This window comes from Serratia sp. Z4 (genome assembly GCF_009900725.1).
GTDB classification, from domain to species: Bacteria; Pseudomonadota; Gammaproteobacteria; order Enterobacterales; family Enterobacteriaceae; genus Serratia; species Serratia nematodiphila.
The window spans coordinates 13,332-28,788 of sequence record NZ_JAAABD010000010.1 but is presented as its reverse complement, the minus strand read 5'-3'; the positions used below and the strand labels follow the sequence as shown (position 1 = coordinate 28,788).

General features: G+C 60.8%; 12 protein-coding genes. 6 read left to right on the top strand and 6 right to left on the bottom strand.

The window, feature by feature from the left end; genetic code table 11:
- Nucleotides 1-4: 4 nt before the first annotated feature.
- The gene (gene trmH / locus GT753_RS23260; protein ID WP_004931227.1) at nucleotides 5-700 is read left to right on the top strand and encodes a tRNA (guanosine(18)-2'-O)-methyltransferase TrmH; all 696 of its coding nucleotides are present in this window, start codon (nucleotides 5-7) and stop codon (nucleotides 698-700) included.
- Nucleotides 697-2,778: an ATP-dependent DNA helicase RecG gene (recG, locus tag GT753_RS23255; protein ID WP_015379447.1), complete on the top strand. Its 2,082-nt coding sequence runs from the start codon at nucleotides 697-699 to the stop codon at nucleotides 2,776-2,778. Before trmH ends, recG begins: the two co-directional genes overlap by 4 nt.
- Nucleotides 2,779-2,824: 46 nt before the next feature.
- Here the strand turns inward: recG and gltS are convergent, their stop codons facing one another.
- A complete protein-coding gene (gene gltS / locus GT753_RS23250; protein ID WP_004931230.1) occupies nucleotides 2,825-4,036 on the bottom strand; it encodes a sodium/glutamate symporter in 1,212 nt (403 codons plus the stop codon).
- 240 nt (nucleotides 4,037-4,276) lie between these two features.
- On the opposite strand from gltS, the gene GT753_RS23245 reads away from it, so the two are divergent.
- Together GT753_RS23245 and GT753_RS23240 are read left to right on the top strand one after the other, a co-directional pair.
- Entirely contained in the window at nucleotides 4,277-5,677 is a 1,401-nt protein-coding gene (locus GT753_RS23245; RefSeq protein ID WP_021504483.1) for an NCS2 family protein, read from the top strand.
- A 128-nt stretch (nucleotides 5,678-5,805) separates the two neighbouring features.
- Nucleotides 5,806-7,467: an AsmA family protein gene (locus GT753_RS23240; RefSeq protein ID WP_160125997.1), complete on the top strand. Its 1,662-nt coding sequence runs from the start codon at nucleotides 5,806-5,808 to the stop codon at nucleotides 7,465-7,467.
- Nucleotides 7,468-7,504: 37 nt separating this feature from the next.
- Here GT753_RS23240 and fabY read toward each other — a convergent pair whose 3' ends face one another.
- The 5 genes from fabY to typA form a co-directional block, all read right to left on the bottom strand.
- Nucleotides 7,505-8,452 (bottom strand): fatty acid biosynthesis protein FabY, encoded by a 948-nt coding sequence (gene fabY / locus GT753_RS23235; RefSeq protein WP_004931235.1) that lies wholly within the window; start codon nucleotides 8,450-8,452, stop codon nucleotides 7,505-7,507.
- 21 nt (nucleotides 8,453-8,473) lie between these two features.
- The gene (dtd, locus tag GT753_RS23230) at nucleotides 8,474-8,911 is read right to left on the bottom strand and encodes a D-aminoacyl-tRNA deacylase (protein WP_015379450.1); all 438 of its coding nucleotides are present in this window, start codon (nucleotides 8,909-8,911) and stop codon (nucleotides 8,474-8,476) included.
- Nucleotides 8,908-9,801 carry a virulence factor BrkB family protein gene (locus GT753_RS23225; protein WP_021504485.1) on the bottom strand — a complete coding sequence of 298 codons (894 nt, stop codon included), beginning with the start codon at nucleotides 9,799-9,801 and terminating at the stop codon, nucleotides 8,908-8,910. Before GT753_RS23225 ends, dtd begins: the two co-directional genes overlap by 4 nt.
- A gap of 51 nt (nucleotides 9,802-9,852) precedes the next feature.
- Nucleotides 9,853-10,443: a glucose-1-phosphatase gene (gene yihX, locus GT753_RS23220; RefSeq protein WP_004931242.1), complete on the bottom strand. Its 591-nt coding sequence runs from the start codon at nucleotides 10,441-10,443 to the stop codon at nucleotides 9,853-9,855.
- A gap of 166 nt (nucleotides 10,444-10,609) precedes the next feature.
- Entirely contained in the window at nucleotides 10,610-12,433 is a 1,824-nt protein-coding gene (gene typA, locus GT753_RS23215) for a ribosome-dependent GTPase TypA (RefSeq protein WP_004931243.1), read from the bottom strand.
- A gap of 370 nt (nucleotides 12,434-12,803) precedes the next feature.
- Between typA and glnA the strand changes: the two genes are divergently transcribed.
- Nucleotides 12,804-14,213, top strand: coding sequence for a glutamate--ammonia ligase (gene glnA / locus GT753_RS23210; protein WP_004931244.1), 1,410 nt, complete (start codon nucleotides 12,804-12,806; stop codon nucleotides 14,211-14,213).
- A gap of 194 nt (nucleotides 14,214-14,407) precedes the next feature.
- Nucleotides 14,408-15,457 carry a nitrogen regulation protein NR(II) gene (glnL, locus tag GT753_RS23205; RefSeq protein WP_004931246.1) on the top strand — a complete coding sequence of 350 codons (1,050 nt, stop codon included), beginning with the start codon at nucleotides 14,408-14,410 and terminating at the stop codon, nucleotides 15,455-15,457.

Genomic DNA, 15,457 nt, shown 5'->3' with positions numbered 1-15,457 from the left:
GCTTATGAGTCCTGAACGCTATGCGCGGATTTGTGAAATGCTCGCGACCCGGCAGCCGGATCTGACGGTCTGCCTGGAGCAAGTGCACAAGCCGCATAACGTCTCCGCCATTATCCGCACCGCCGACGCCGTCGGCGTGCATCAGGTCCACGCCGTGTGGCCCACCACCCGCATGCGCACCTTGGTTTCCTCCGCCGCCGGCAGCAACAGCTGGGTCAGCGTCAAGACCCATCGCACCATCGGCGACGCGGTCGGGCACCTGAAAGCGCAGGGCATGCAAATTCTGGCCACCAACCTGTCTGCGCGCGCGGTCGATTTCCGCGAGGTGGACTACACCCGGCCAACCTGCGTGCTGCTCGGCCAGGAAAAAACCGGCATCACCGAAGAAGCGCTGGCGCTCGCCGATCAAGACATCGTCATTCCGATGATCGGCATGGTGCAATCGCTCAACGTCTCCGTGGCTTCGGCGCTGATCCTGTATGAGGCGCAGCGCCAGCGGCAAAACGCCGGCCTGTACCGCCGCGACAACAGTATGCTGGACGAAGAAGAGCAGCAGCGTCTGCTGTTCGAAGGCGGCTATCCGGTGCTGGCCAACGTGGCCAAGCGCAAAGGGTTGCCGCGCCCGCAGATCGACGAACAGGGCCAGGTGGTCGCCAGCGCCGAATGGTGGGCGGCCATGCAGGCGACGGTGCGCAAATGAAAGGCCGCCTGCTGGATGCTGTCCCACTCACCACGCTTTCCGGGGTTGGCGCCAGCCAGGCGGGCAAATTGGCCAAGCTTGGCCTCGACACCATTCAGGATCTGCTGCTACACCTGCCGCTGCGCTACGAAGATCGCACCCGCCTCTATCCGATCAACGATCTGCTGCCGGGCATCTACGCCACGGTAGAGGGGGAAGTGCTGCGCAGCGACATCAGTTTCGGCCGCCGCCGCATGCTGACCTGCCAGATCAGCGACGGCACCGGCATCCTCACCATGCGGTTCTTCAACTTCAACGCCGCGATGAAAAACAGCCTGGCCACCGGCCGCCGCGTGACCGCCTACGGCGAGATCAAACGCGGCAACCACGGCGCGGAGATCATCCATCCGGAATACCGCATTCAGGGCGAAGCCAGCGAAGTCGAGCTGCAGGAGTCGCTGACGCCGGTTTACCCCACCACCGAGGGGGTGCGGCAAGCCACGCTGCGCAAGCTGACCGATCAGGCGCTGGCGCTGCTGGATACCTGCGCCATCGCCGAACTGCTGCCGCCGGAGCTGAGCGGCGGCCTGATGAGCCTGCCGCAGGCGCTGCACACCCTGCACCGCCCGCCGCCGGACATCCAGCTGGCGGATCTGGAGCTGGGCAAACACCCGGCGCAAAAACGCCTGATCCTCGAAGAGCTGTTGGCGCATAACCTCAGCATGCTGGCGGTGCGCGCCGGCGCCCAGAGTTACCAGGCGCAGCCGCTGCTGCCGGACGATCGGTTGAAAAACCGTTTTCTCGCCCAGCTGCCGTTCTCGCCGACCGGCGCGCAAACGCGCGTGGTGGCCGACATCGAAGCCGATATGCAAAAAGACTTCCCGATGATGCGGCTGGTGCAGGGCGACGTCGGCTCCGGCAAAACGCTGGTGGCGGCGCTGGCGGCGCTGCGCGCCATCGCGCACGGCAAACAGGTGGCGCTGATGGCGCCGACCGAGCTGCTGGCCGAGCAGCACGCCAACAATTTCCGCCAGTGGTTTGAACCGCTGGGGCTGGAGGTCGGCTGGCTGGCCGGCAAACAGAAAGGCAAGGCGCGCATCGCGCAGCAGGAAGCCATCGCCAGCGGCCAGGTGTCAATGGTGGTCGGCACCCACGCCATCTTCCAGGAGCAGGTACAGTTCAACGGCCTGGCGCTGGTGATCATCGATGAGCAGCACCGCTTCGGGGTACATCAGCGGCTGGCGCTGTGGGAGAAAGGCGAAGAGCAAGGCTTCCACGCCCATCAGCTGATCATGACCGCCACGCCGATCCCGCGCACGCTGGCGATGACCGCCTATGCCGATCTCGACACCTCGGTCATCGACGAGCTGCCGCCGGGCCGCACGCCGGTGACCACCGTCGCCATTCCCGATACCCGCCGCGCCGACATCATTCAACGGGTGAAGAGCGCCTGCCTGGAAGAGGGGCGGCAGGCTTACTGGGTGTGTACGCTGATCGAGGAATCTGAGCTGCTGGAAGCGCAGGCGGCGGAAGCCACCTGGGAGGAATTGAAAGCCGCATTGCCGGAGCTGAAGGTGGCGCTGGTGCATGGCCGCATGAAAGCGCAGGAGAAGCAGGCGGTGATGCAGGCGTTTAAACAGGGCGAGCTGCAGCTGCTGGTCGCCACCACGGTGATCGAAGTCGGCGTCGACGTACCGAACGCCAGCCTGATGATCATCGAGAACCCGGAGCGGCTGGGCCTGGCGCAGCTGCACCAGCTGCGCGGCCGCGTAGGGCGCGGCGCGGTGGCCTCACACTGTGTGCTGCTGTACAAAACGCCGCTGAGCAAAACCGCGCAAACGCGCCTGCAGGTGCTGCGCGACAGCAACGACGGCTTTGTCATCGCCCAGCGCGATCTGGAGATCCGCGGCCCGGGCGAGCTGCTCGGCACCCGCCAGACCGGCAGCGCCGAATTCAAAGTGGCGGACCTGCTGCGCGACCAGGCGATGATCCCCGAAGTGCAGCGCGTCGCTCGCCACCTCCACCAGCACTACCCGGAACACGCCCAGGCGCTGATTGAACGCTGGCTGCCGGAGAAGGCACGCTACTCCAACGCATAAAAAAGGGCGCCGACGGCGCCCTCTTCTTTTTTTCTGGCTCGCGATATCACCCCACCGCCGGGAACACCGGCAGCAGCAGATACAGCTTGATGACGATGGCATTGGCGATATCGATAAAGAACGCCCCCACCATCGGCACCACCAAAAACGCCACGTGCGACGGGCCGAAACGATCGGTGATCGCCTGCATGTTGGCGATCGCCGTCGGCGTGGCGCCCATGCCAAAGCCGCAGTGGCCGGCGGCCAGCACCGCCGCGTCGTAGTTCTTGCCCATCACCCGGTAGGTGACGAATATCGCGTACAGCGCCATCACCAGCGTCTGCACCGCCAGGATCGCCAGCATCGGCAGCGCCAGCGAGGCCAGCTCCCACAGGCGCAGGCTCATCAACGCCATCGCCAGGAACAGCGACAGGCTGACGTTACCCAACACCGACACCGCCCGCTCAAACACGGTATAGAAGCCGGTGAAGGCCAGCGTGTTGCTGAGGATCACCCCGACGAACAGCACGCAAACGAAGTTCGGCAGTTCAAACACCGTGCCGCTCAGCAGGCCGGCAATCAATTGCCCCAGGCTCAGACAGATGGCGATCATGGCGATGGTTTCGATCATCACCAGCGAGGTGATGAGACGGCCGCTTTCCGGCTTCTCAAAACCGCTCGGCTGCACGCTGTCATCCGGGGTGCCTTCCGGCGTGGAGGAGTGCTTGACCAGATAGCGCGCCACCGGGCCGCCGATCAGACCGCCCAGCACCAGGCCGAAGGTGGCACAGGCCATGGCGACTTCCGTCGCGTTTTCAAAACCGTAGCGCTCGATGAACAGCTTGCTCCAGGCCGCCCCGGTGCCGTGGCCACCCGACAGGGTGATCGATCCGGCAATCAGGCCCATCAGCGGATCCAGCCCCAGCATTTTCGCCATGCCGATGCCGATGGCGTTCTGCACGATAAGCAGCCCCAGCACCACGAACAGGAACACTACCAGCACCTTGCCGCCGGCGCGCAAACGCGCCAGGTTGGCGTTCAGGCCGATGGTGGCGAAGAAGGCCAGCATCAGCGGATCCTTCAGCGACATGTCAAAACTGACTTCCCAGTTGACGAGCTTTTTCAGGGCTAACAGCAGGAGGGCCACCAGCAAACCACCGGCGACGGGAGCGGGAATGGTATATTTTCGCAGCAGGGGAATGGTTCTGACGCACTTGCCCCCGAGGAGCAAAACCAGCGTCGCCGCGACTAACGTGCCATAAGTATCAAGATGAAACATCCAGGTACTCCATGTAAGGGAAAAGATCCAAATAAAAATAATAAGTTATAGAAAACCACTTAGTTTTTAAACTTGATGAGTGCAGGATTAGAAGTAAAAAACGCTGAGATGACAAGAAAAAATGAATGAAAATGCGACATAAACGGGAAAGTCGGCAACATAATATTTACGCGCAACCGTTTGCTTTTGCGGGGCGGGGCATTAAAATGCCTGCTTTGCCGTATCTGGAAACGCCACACCATGAGCATGTCATCCTCCGAGCTTGATGCCGCGCGCCAAGCCGCCTCAGAACCCCGCGCCAGTGAACTGATTTATCGCCTGGAAGATCGCCCGCCGCTGCCGCAAACGCTGTTTGCCGCCGGCCAGCATCTGCTGGCGATGTTCGTCGCGGTGATCACACCGGCGCTGCTGATCTGCCAGGCGCTGGGCCTGCCGGCACAGGATACCCAGCACATCATCAGCATGTCGCTGTTCGCCTCCGGTCTGGCTTCCATTCTGCAAATCAAAACCTGGGGGCCGGTGGGTTCCGGGCTGTTGTCGATTCAGGGCACCAGCTTCAATTTCGTTTCGCCGCTGATCATGGGCGGTCTGGCGCTGAAAAACGGCGGCGCCGACGTGCCGACCATGATGGCCGCGCTGTTCGGCACGCTGATGGTCGCTTCCTGCACCGAAATTTTACTGTCGCGCGTGCTGCATCTGGCGCGCCGCATTATCACCCCGCTGGTTTCCGGCATCGTGGTGATGATCATTGGCCTGTCGCTGATTCAGGTCGGTCTGACCTCGATCGGCGGCGGTTATGCCGCGATGAACGATCACAGCTTCGGCTCGCCGAAAAACCTGCTGCTGGCCGGCGCGGTGCTGGCAGTCATCATCCTGCTGAACCGCCAGCGCAACCCTTACCTGCGCGTCGCTTCGCTGGTGATCGCCATGGCGGTCGGCTATCTGTTGGCCTGGGCGATGGACATGCTGCCCGCCGGCGCATCGGCAGCCCCAACGGCGGCGATCACCATTCCCACGCCGCTCTATTACGGCCTGGGCTTCGACTGGAACCTGCTGCTGCCGCTGATGCTGATCTTTATGGTCACTTCGCTGGAAACCATCGGCGACATCACCGCCACTTCCGACGTCTCCGAACAGCCGGTCAGCGGGCCGCTGTACATGAAGCGCCTGAAGGGCGGCGTGCTGGCCAACGGCCTGAACTCGATGCTGTCGGCGGTGTTCAACACCTTCCCCAACTCCTGCTTCGGCCAGAACAATGGCGTGATCCAACTGACCGGCGTCGCCAGCCGTTACGTCGGCTTCGTGGTGGCGCTGATGCTGATCGCGCTGGGGCTGTTCCCGGCGGTGGCCGGCTTCGTGCAGCACATTCCCGAGCCGGTACTGGGCGGCGCGACCATCGTGATGTTCGGCACCATTGCCGCCTCCGGCGTGCGCATCGTGTCGCGCGAGCGCCTGAACCGCCGCGCCATCATGATCATGGCGCTGTCGCTGGCCGTCGGCATGGGCGTCTCCCAGCAGCCGCTGATCCTGCAGTTCGCGCCGGACTGGCTGAAAACCCTGCTCTCTTCCGGCATCGCCGCAGGCGGCATTACCGCCATCGTGCTGAACCTGGTGTTCCCGCAGGAACACGAGAAAAAGTAACCCGCCCATTGACGTTCAAACGGCCGCTTGCGGCCGTTTTTTATTGTCTATCAGACCATTGCCCTTGAGATGCCCGGCCAATTGCGGCATAAACAGGGTATCTTTTTTGACCGATGCGGATGTAGACGATGAAATTTATCGGAAAGCTGTTGCTGACGTTGCTGCTGCTGACCGTGCTGGCGGCGGTGGTGCTGTATCTGGTGGGGCAAACCCGCTGGGCGGCAGGCCGCCTGAGCGCCTGGATCAGCGACAACAGCGAATACCGCCTGTCGATAGGAAAAATCACCCACTCGTGGAATCAGCCGGGCCAGATCGGTCTGGAAGAGGTGCAGCTGGCGCGCAATGGCCAGCCGCAGGCGCTGGCCGCCAAACGCGTCGATCTCGGCCTCAGCCTGCGCCAAATCACCGAACCGCGCTATTTCCACAGCGTCACGCTGCGTGACGGCACGCTGAACGTGCAGCCGCAGACTGCTGCGCTGCCTGTACAGGCCGACGTGCTGCAGCTGAGCAACATGGCGCTGCAATCCAACGATAACGAGTGGCAGCTCAACGCGCAGCGGGTCAATGCCGGCATCACGCCGTGGCGCCCGCTGGCCGGCCATCTGCTGGGGGACAACAATCAGTTCCAGTTCAGCGCCGGTTCGATGACGCTGAACGGCATTCCCGCTTCGAAGGTGTTGGTGCAGGGGGAGCAAAAACAGGGCCAGCTGCTGTTGAACAATTTCGGCGCCGATCTGGCGCAGGGCGACCTGACCGGCGTGGCCAGCCGCGCCGCCGACGGCAGTTGGCAAGTGGATCGCCTGCGGCTGAGCGGCGTGCGCATGCAGACCCCGTTGACGCTGGCGGAATTCATGCGACGCTTCACCGCGCTGCCACCGGTTACCCTCAAGCGTTTCGATCTGATCGATGCGCGCCTGGAAGGCAAGGCGTGGGCGTTTAACGATCTCGATCTGTCGCTGCAAAACGTCAGCATCGAAAAAGGCGACTGGCGCAGCGAAGACGGCTCGCTCAACGTCAATGCCAGCGACGTGGTCAACGGCGGTTTCCACCTGATCGACCCGATCGCCACCCTGCGCCTCTCCTCCGCCGGCATCGCCATTCAGCAATTCACCACCCGCTGGGAAGGCGGGCTGCTGCGCACCTCCGGCAATTGGCTGCGCGCCGGCAAACGCCTGCAGCTGGATGAAGTGGCCATGGCGGCGCTGGAGTACACCCTGCCAATCGACTGGCGCGAGCTGTGGCTGAAACCGCTGCCGGACTGGCTGGCGGAGGTGTACGTCACCAAGCTGACCACCAACCGCAATCTGATTATCGATATCAACCCGGCATTCCCGTTCCAGATCACCGCGCTGGACGGTTACGGCAGCAACCTGCTGCTGGCGCGCGACCACCAGTGGGGCATTTGGTCCGGTTCGTTAAACCTGAACGGCAGCGAGGCCACCTTCAACAAAATCGACGTGCGGCGCCCTTCGCTGGCGCTGAACGCCGACGCCAACCAGATCGCCGTCACCGAACTCAGCGCCTTTATGCCCAATGGGCTGCTTGAGGCCAACGCGACCGTCGATCAGCTGCCGGGCAAGCCGTTCCAGCTGACGCTGCACGGCCGTTCGGTACCGCTCAATACCTTGCAGCAATGGGGATGGCAGCCGGTGCCGCTGACGGGCGACGGCAACCTTGAGCTGCAGTTGAAAGGGCTGTTGAACAGCGACGGGCCGTTCAAAGCTTCATTGAAGGGGACTCTGCAAGCCACCGCCGGCGACGGCCAGACGGTGAACCAACAGCTGCCGTAATCTATCGCGCGGCCCACCGCCAGGCAGGGCCGCCGTTTTACTCTTCCAGCGCTTCGGAACCGCCCTGATCCAGCGGCACATCCGGCTCGGCCGGCAACACCATGTAAGTGCCTTCGAACACCGCGCCCTTATCCTCATCGCCGAACAGATGCACTTCGGCGTGCACGCGCGCGCGGCGGCCCCGCGCCAGACGCGCCAAATCACCGCTTAGCGAACCGAGATCCGCCACCGCCCGCGGCCTGCCGGTGATCGGTTTGCTGTAGCGAATGTGCGCGTCCGCCAGAATGATAGTGCCACCGAGATGGCGCTCGCGCAGCAGCAGCCAAATCAGCCCCCAGGCGGTCAGCGTCGCCAGCGAGAACAGGCTGCCGGCAAACAGCGTATGGTGCGGGTTCTGGTTGCCGATCTCCGGCATGGTGGTGACGAAGCGCTGGCCGGTGTACTGGCTGATGCGCACGCCCATCTTTTCGCTCAGGGGGATATGTTCATACCAGGCCTGCTGCAATTGACCGCACCAATCGGGGCGATGCAGGATATCGTCCAGCGTCGCTACCGGTTTGATCATCAAAAAGTGGCGGATCGGGGTGGTCTGCGGCGCAGTGATCTCGCCCTGATTGACGAACCCCAGCTTGGCAAAGAAATCCACCGCATCTTCACGGGCGCTGCACACCACCCGCTTCACGCCTTCCTGCCGCGCGACGGACTCCAGCGTCATCGCCACCAGCGTCCCCAGCCCTTTATCCTGCAGCGTCGGGTCTACCGCAAGAAAACGGATCGCCGCCTCGTTGTCGGCATTGATGTACAGCCGCCCGATGGCGACGATTTTACCGGCCTCGTCCACCACCATTTGGTGATGGGCCATGGCGTCATAGGCATCCTTTTCCGAACCCACCGGCTGGTGCAGCGGCTTGCGCAGCATTTCCCAGCGAAACTGGTAATACTCTTTCAGTTCTTGCTCTGTTACGGGTACTCGTAGGTGATACATAGACGCCTGTTCTCCGAATGCTTAGACCTGTAGCCAGAATGTCACCGGACCATCGTTGACCAGCGCCACCTGCATGTCGGCGGCGAACTCGCCGGTCTGGGTCTCTACGCCGCGTTCGCGGCACTGGCCAACAAAATATTGATACAACCGATCGGCTTCTTGCGGCGCGGCGCCGCGCGAGAAGCTGGGCCGCATGCCTTTGTGGGTGTCCGCCGCCAGGGTGAACTGCGAAACGACCAGCACGCTGCCCCCGGCCTGCTGGACGTTGAGGTTCATCTTGTCGTTCTCGTCGCCGAAAATGCGGTATCCCAACACGCGTTCGCACAGGCGCTGCGCTTTTTGCTCGTTATCGCCCTGCTCCACGCCCAATAACACTAACAAACCGGGGCCAATTTTGCCTACCGTCTCGCCACCCACCGTGACGCTGGCGTTTAACACCCGTTGAATCAACGCAATCATTCCTGCTGCCCTTCTGCTTTTGGTTCCTGTTGCTCCGCCTTCTGCCGGCGGTAGTCGCGATATTCGCCGATGGTCACGGTGATTTCCGCGCCAAGTAACACGATACACCAGCTCCAGTAGACCCACAGGAATAAAATCGGGATCACCGCCAGCACGCCGTAAATCAGCTGATAGGAAGGGAACATGGTGACGTACAGCGCGAATCCCTTCTTGCCCAGCTCGAACAGCAATCCGGCCACCACCGCGCCAATCAGCGCGTCTTTGGGCGGCACGCGCACCGTCGGCACGATGCAATACAGCAGCCAGAAGGAGATGCACGACAAAATCAACGGGAAGATGCGCAGCACCTGATCCACCAGGCCATTGACGCCGGTCTGCGCCAGCCAGTTGAGCGACAGCAGGTAAGAACTGATGGCCATGCTGGCACCCACCAGCAGCGGCCCCAGCGTCAGCACCATCCAGTACACGGCGAAGGAGAAGACGATCGGCCGTTTGTTCTTGCTGCGCCAGATGGTGTTCAGCACGCTGTCCACCGAGGAAATCAGCAACAGCGCAGTGACGATCAGCCCGCAGGTGCCGACGGCGGTCATCTTGTTGGAATTGGCGACGAACTGTTCCAGGTAGTTCTGGATCACGTTGCCGGCGGCCGGCACGAAATTGGAAAAGATAAAGCTCTTCAGCTGCTCGCTGATGTCGGAAAACATCGGGAAAGCCGCGAACAGCGCGAACACCACGGTGACCAGCGGCACCAGCGACAGCAGGGAAACATAGGCGAGATGGCCCGCCAACATCGTCAGGCCATCATGATCGATACGCTGATACAGCAGCCGTCCGAAGGTGACGCCGGGCTTAATCGCAGAGGGCAGCTTCTTGCGGCGGAAAAACGACATGGTCACTCCTTGATGTCCGTTGATACGCCTTAAGCTTAACGCGCCCTGCGCTCATTGAGCAAAATAGGCCGGCACCACGTCGCGATCGGTGACGTGCACCGTCTTGATCCCCAGCGCCTGCGCGGCGAGGACGTTCGCCGGGTGATCGTCGAAGAACACCGCGTCGGCGGCGGCGGTGTTTTCCGCGGCCAGCACATGTTGATAGATATCGGCCTCCGGTTTGCGCATGCCGAGATCTTGCGACAAATAGAGATGATCGGCGGCGGCGGCCACTTCAGGATAGTGCTGCGGCCAGTAGTTGCAGTGCAGACGGTTGGTGTTCGACAGCACCACCACCCGGTGGCCTTCGTTGCGCAGGCGCTGCATGATGTCGATCACTTCCGGGCGCAGCGCGACAAATACCGCCTGCCAGCCGGTGGCGAATTGTTCGAAGCTGAGCGCAATGCCCATTTCATCGCACAGCTTGCCGGCGAAGTCTTCATCGCTGATTTCACCGCGCTCATGTTGCTGGAACACCTCACCCATGGCGAAACGATCGGACAGCACCGCCAACGGCGTGCCGCTCAAATTGCTCCACACGCCCAGCACACGCTTGAAATCGATATCGACGATCACATTACCTAAATCAAAGATATACAGCATAGTCCTCTCCTGATGGGCCGGTGAGATTTCACTGTAGCGGGAAAAGGAACAGCTGAACAGGGAGCGAACGGAAAAGCGCATAGCGCGCCGCACAAACGGGGAACAACAGAGGAAAAAACTCAGGGCGCGAGAACCGCGCCCTAAGCATGAGACACTCAATCAGCGATTAAGCGTCTTTAGGACCGCGGCTGGCACGCTTACGATCGTTTTCCGTCAGGTGACGCTTACGGATACGGATCGAGGTTGGCGTCACTTCTACCAGTTCGTCGTCATCGATGAACTCCAGAGCTTGCTCCAGGGTCATTTTGATGGCCGGAACCAGGGTAGTCGCTTCGTCAGTACCGGAAGCACGCATGTTGGTCAGCTTCTTACCGGTCAGGCAGTTTACGGTCAGGTCGTTGGAACGTGAGTGAATACCGATGATCTGGCCTTCATACACTTCCGCACCGTGGCCCAGGAACAGCTTGCCGCGATCCTGCAGGCCGAACAGCGCGAACGCGACCGCTTTGCCTTGGCCGTTGGAGATCAGCACGCCGTTCTGACGCTGGCCCACTTCGCCCGGACGCACGTCGTCGTAGTGGCTGAAGGTGGAGTACAGCAGGCCGGTACCCGAAGTCATGGTCATGAATTCGTTACGGAAGCCGATCAGACCGCGGCTTGGGATCACGTAGTCGAGACGCACGCGACCCTTACCGTCCGGATCCATGTTTTTCAGGTCAGCTTTACGCTCACCCATCGCCTGCATCACGGAACCCTGATGCTGCTCTTCGATATCCAGCGTTACGTTCTCGAATGGCTCCTGCTTACGGCCATCGATTTCGCGGAAGATAACTTTCGGACGGGAAACCGCCAGCTCGAAACCTTCACGGCGCATGTTTTCGATCAGCACCGACAGGTGCAGCTCGCCACGACCGGATACGCGGAAGGCGTCCGCATCGTCGGTTTCTTCAACGCGCAGCGCCACGTTGTGCACCAGCTCTTTGTTCAGACGGTCAAGGATCTGACGCGACGTCACGTACTTACCTTCTTTACCGCAGAACGGCGAGGTGTTGACGTTGAAGAACATGGTTACGGTCGGTTCGTCGACGGACAGCGCCGGCAGCGCTTCTACGGCGTTGGTGTCGCAGATGGTGTCGGAGATGTTCAGCTCGCCCAGGCCGGTGATGGCGATGATGTCGCCCGCTTCCGCCAGGGTGCTGTCGATACGCTCCAGACCCAGATGACCCAACACTTTACCCACTTTACCGTTGCGAGTTTTGCCTTCGCTGTCGATGATGGTGACCTGCTGGTTCGGCTTCACTTTACCGCGCTTGATGCGGCCGATGCCGATAACGCCCAGGTAGTTGTTGTAGTCCAACTGGGAGATCTGCATCTGGAATGGCGCTTCCAGCTCAACCTGCGGCGCAGACACGTGGTCGACGATCGCCTGATACAGCGGGGTCATGTCTTCCGCCATGTCGGTGTGGTCGACGCCGGCGATGCCGTTCAACGCAGAAGCGTAGATGATCGGGAAGTCGAGCTGCTCGTCGGTCGCGTCGAGGTTCACGAACAGGTCGAACACCTGATCCACAACCCAGTCAGGGCGCGCGCCAGGACGGTCAACCTTGTTGATGACCACGATCGGCTTCAGACCGTTGGCGAAGGCCTTCTTGGTCACGAAGCGGGTTTGCGGCATAGGGCCATCCATTGCATCCACAACCAGCAGCACCGAGTCAACCATCGACATCACGCGCTCTACCTCGCCGCCGAAGTCGGCGTGTCCCGGGGTATCCACGATGTTGATACGGTAACCGTTCCAATTAATGGCGGTGTTTTTTGCGAGGATGGTAATCCCACGCTCTTTCTCCAAATCGTTGGAGTCCATTACGCGTTCGGTGGCTTCCGCACGCTCTCCGAAAGTACCGGATTGTTGCAGCAGCTTATCAACCAGGGTGGTTTTACCATGGTCAACGTGGGCAATAATGGCGATGTTACGCAAATTTTCGATCACAGCTTTGCCTCGGGCATTAGAAATAGCGCGCTATTGTACACGTATTAAGCGAGGGACTAAACAAGATCACAACCATCTCTTATAAACAACCGCGTACCGGTCAGTTTGTGATCCCTTTCACGGTGCAAAAAGCCGCAATCGTTGCACTTTTGCACCATTTCAGTGCCCACGCCCACCCCAATTGCACCATTTCGGTGCAATTTATCACTGATGGTGCATACTGTGGTTGGGTAAAACCCGCGCAGAAAGGCGATGAAAGCCTTTTTTAAAAGTTGGCACGCTTTTCGCTTTAGTCTTTTCAAGGCGAAAAAAAGCCAGTTCCACAGATTCGTTCCACGACGACGACAATGATAAACCGGGAGAGTTAAGTATGTCCGCTGAACACGTTTTGACGATGCTGAATGAGCATGAAGTGAAATTCGTAGACCTGCGTTTCACTGACACCAAGGGTAAGGAACAGCACGTGACTATCCCGGCTCACCAGGTAAACGCCGACTTCTTCGAAGAAGGTAAAATGTTTGACGGCTCCTCTATCGGTGGTTGGAAGGGCATCAACGAATCTGACATGGTGCTGATGCCGGACGCCAGCACGGCGGTTCTGGATCCGTTCTTCGAAGAACCTACGCTGATCATTCGCTGTGACATTCTCGAGCCGGGCACCATGCAAGGCTACGATCGCGACCCGCGCTCCATCTCCAAACGCGCCGAAGACTTCCTGCGCTCCTCCGGCATCGCGGACACCGTGCTGTTCGGGCCAGAGCCTGAGTTCTTCCTGTTCGACGACATCCGCTTCGGCAGCAGCATCCGCGGTTCCCACGTGGCGATCGACGATATCGAAGGCGCCTGGAACTCCGGCACAAAATACGACGGCGGCAACAAAGGCCACCGTCCGGCGGTGAAAGGCGGTTACTTCCCGGTTCCACCGGTCGACTCTTCGCAGGATCTGCGTTCCACCATGTGTCTGACCATGGAAGAGATGGGCCTGGTGGTTGAAGCGCACCACCACGAAGTGGCGACCGCCGGTCAGAACGAAGTGGCGACCCGCTTCAACACCATGACCAAGAAAGCCGACGAAATTCAGATCTACAAGTACGTGGTGCACAACGTGGCGCACGCCTTCGGTAAAACCGCGACCTTCATGCCGAAACCCATGTTCGGCGACAACGGTTCCGGCATGCACTGCCACATGTCGCTGTCCAAGAACGGCACCAACCTGTTCGCCGGCGACAAATACGGCGGCCTGTCTGAAACCGCACTGTTCTACATCGGCGGTATCATCAAGCACGCCAAGGCGATCAACGCGCTGGCCAACCCGACCACCAACTCGTACAAACGTCTGGTGCCAGGCTACGAAGCGCCGGTGATGCTGGCTTACTCCGCCCGTAACCGCTCCGCGTCTATCCGCATCCCGGTGGTCGCCAGCCCGAAAGCGCGCCGCATCGAAGCCCGCTTCCCGGATCCGGCGGCTAACCCATACCTGTGCTTCGCCGCACTGCTGATGGCCGGCCTGGACGGCATCATCAACAAGATCCACCCTGGCGATGCCATGGACAAGAACCTGTACGATCTGCCGCCGGAAGAAGAAGCCGAGATCCCAAAAGTGGCCGGCTCGCTGGACGAGGCGATGGCCGCACTGAACGAAGACCGCGAGTTCCTGACCCGCGGCGGCGTGTTCACCGACGATGCGATCGATGCCTACATCGAACTGCGCAAAGAAGAGATGGACCGCATTCGCATGACGCCACACCCGGTCGAGTTCGAACTGTACTACAGCGTCTAAGCCCTACCCGCGCCGTCTGAAAAGGCGGACGGCGCCCACAATTTTTGTTATCGCTTTTTTGTTGCCGTGGAAACTTTCAGCCCATCTTCGGATGGGTTTTTTTCTCCACCGTATTTTCTGCAAAACTATTCCATACCGCGTCGATCCCGGATGGAGTAGGATAGATGCACTAAAAAGGTGCAGGAGTCTGCTGTATGGCAACTGGCAAGCTGCCCGATGCTGGGCAGATCCTCAATTCACTCATCAACAGCATCCTGCTGTTGGATGACTCACTGGCGGTTCACTACGCCAACCCGGCGGCACAGCAGCTGCTGGCGCAAAGCTCCCGCAAGCTGTTCGGCACGCCGCTGCCCGATTTGCTTGGTTATTTTTCGCTGAACGTCTCTTTGATGCGCGAAAGCCTGCGCGCCGGGCAGGGCTTCACCGACAACGAAGTAACTCTGGTGGTCGACGGCCGCGCGCATATCCTTTCCCTGACCGCTCAAGCGCTGCCGGAAGGCTATATCCTGGTCGAACTGGCGCCGATGGACAATCAGCGCCGCCTGAGCCAGGAACAGCTGCAGCATGCCCAACAGGTGGCGGCCCGCGATCTGGTGCGCGGTTTGGCGCACGAGATTAAAAACCCGCTGGGCGGCCTGCGCGGCGCGGCGCAGCTGCTGGCCAAGGCGCTGCCCGATCCGGCGCTGACCGAATACACCAAGGTGATCATTGAGCAGGCCGATCGGCTGCGCAATCTGGTGGATCGCCTGCTCGGACCGCAGCGGCCCGGCCAGCACATCACCCAAAGCATCCATCAGGTCGCGGAGCGCGTCTGCCAGCTGGTGTCGCTGGAAATGCCGGATAACGTCACGCTAGTGCGCGACTACGATCCCAGCCTGCCGGAAATGGCCCACGACCCGGATCAGATAGAGCAGGTGCTGCTGAACATCACCCGCAATGCGCTGCAGGCGCTGGGTGAGGCGGGCGGCACCATCACGCTGCGCACCCGCACCGCGTTTCAGATTACGTTGCACGGCACCCGCTATCGCCTGGCGGCGCGCATCGATGTCGAAGACGACGGCCCCGGCGTGCCGGCGCAGCTGCAGGACACGCTGTTCTACCCGATGGTCAGCGGCCGTGAAGGCGGTACCGGCCTGGGATTATCCATCGCCCGCAATCTGATCGATCAGCATTGCGGAAAAATTGAGTTCAACAGTTGGCCAGGTCATACCGAATTCTCGGTCTACCTGCCCATTCGTCAGTGA

What these genes read in the sequence shown, in the direction of transcription:
- glnL (WP_004931246.1), top strand. Translation starts at nt 14,408, where the DNA reads ATGGCAACTGGCAAGCTGCCCGATGCTGGGCAGATCCTCAATTCACTC.
- dtd (WP_015379450.1), bottom strand. Translation starts at nt 8,911, where the DNA reads ATGATTGCGTTGATTCAACGGGTGTTAAACGCCAGCGTCACGGTGGGT.
- glnA (WP_004931244.1), top strand. Translation starts at nt 12,804, where the DNA reads ATGTCCGCTGAACACGTTTTGACGATGCTGAATGAGCATGAAGTGAAA.
- GT753_RS23240 (WP_160125997.1), top strand. Translation starts at nt 5,806, where the DNA reads ATGAAATTTATCGGAAAGCTGTTGCTGACGTTGCTGCTGCTGACCGTG.
- yihX (WP_004931242.1), bottom strand. Translation starts at nt 10,443, where the DNA reads ATGCTGTATATCTTTGATTTAGGTAATGTGATCGTCGATATCGATTTC.
- recG (WP_015379447.1), top strand. Translation starts at nt 697, where the DNA reads ATGAAAGGCCGCCTGCTGGATGCTGTCCCACTCACCACGCTTTCCGGG.
- GT753_RS23225 (WP_021504485.1), bottom strand. Translation starts at nt 9,801, where the DNA reads ATGTCGTTTTTCCGCCGCAAGAAGCTGCCCTCTGCGATTAAGCCCGGC.
- GT753_RS23245 (WP_021504483.1), top strand. Translation starts at nt 4,277, where the DNA reads ATGAGCATGTCATCCTCCGAGCTTGATGCCGCGCGCCAAGCCGCCTCA.
- gltS (WP_004931230.1), bottom strand. Translation starts at nt 4,036, where the DNA reads ATGTTTCATCTTGATACTTATGGCACGTTAGTCGCGGCGACGCTGGTT.
- fabY (WP_004931235.1), bottom strand. Translation starts at nt 8,452, where the DNA reads ATGTATCACCTACGAGTACCCGTAACAGAGCAAGAACTGAAAGAGTAT.
- trmH (WP_004931227.1), top strand. Translation starts at nt 5, where the DNA reads ATGAGTCCTGAACGCTATGCGCGGATTTGTGAAATGCTCGCGACCCGG.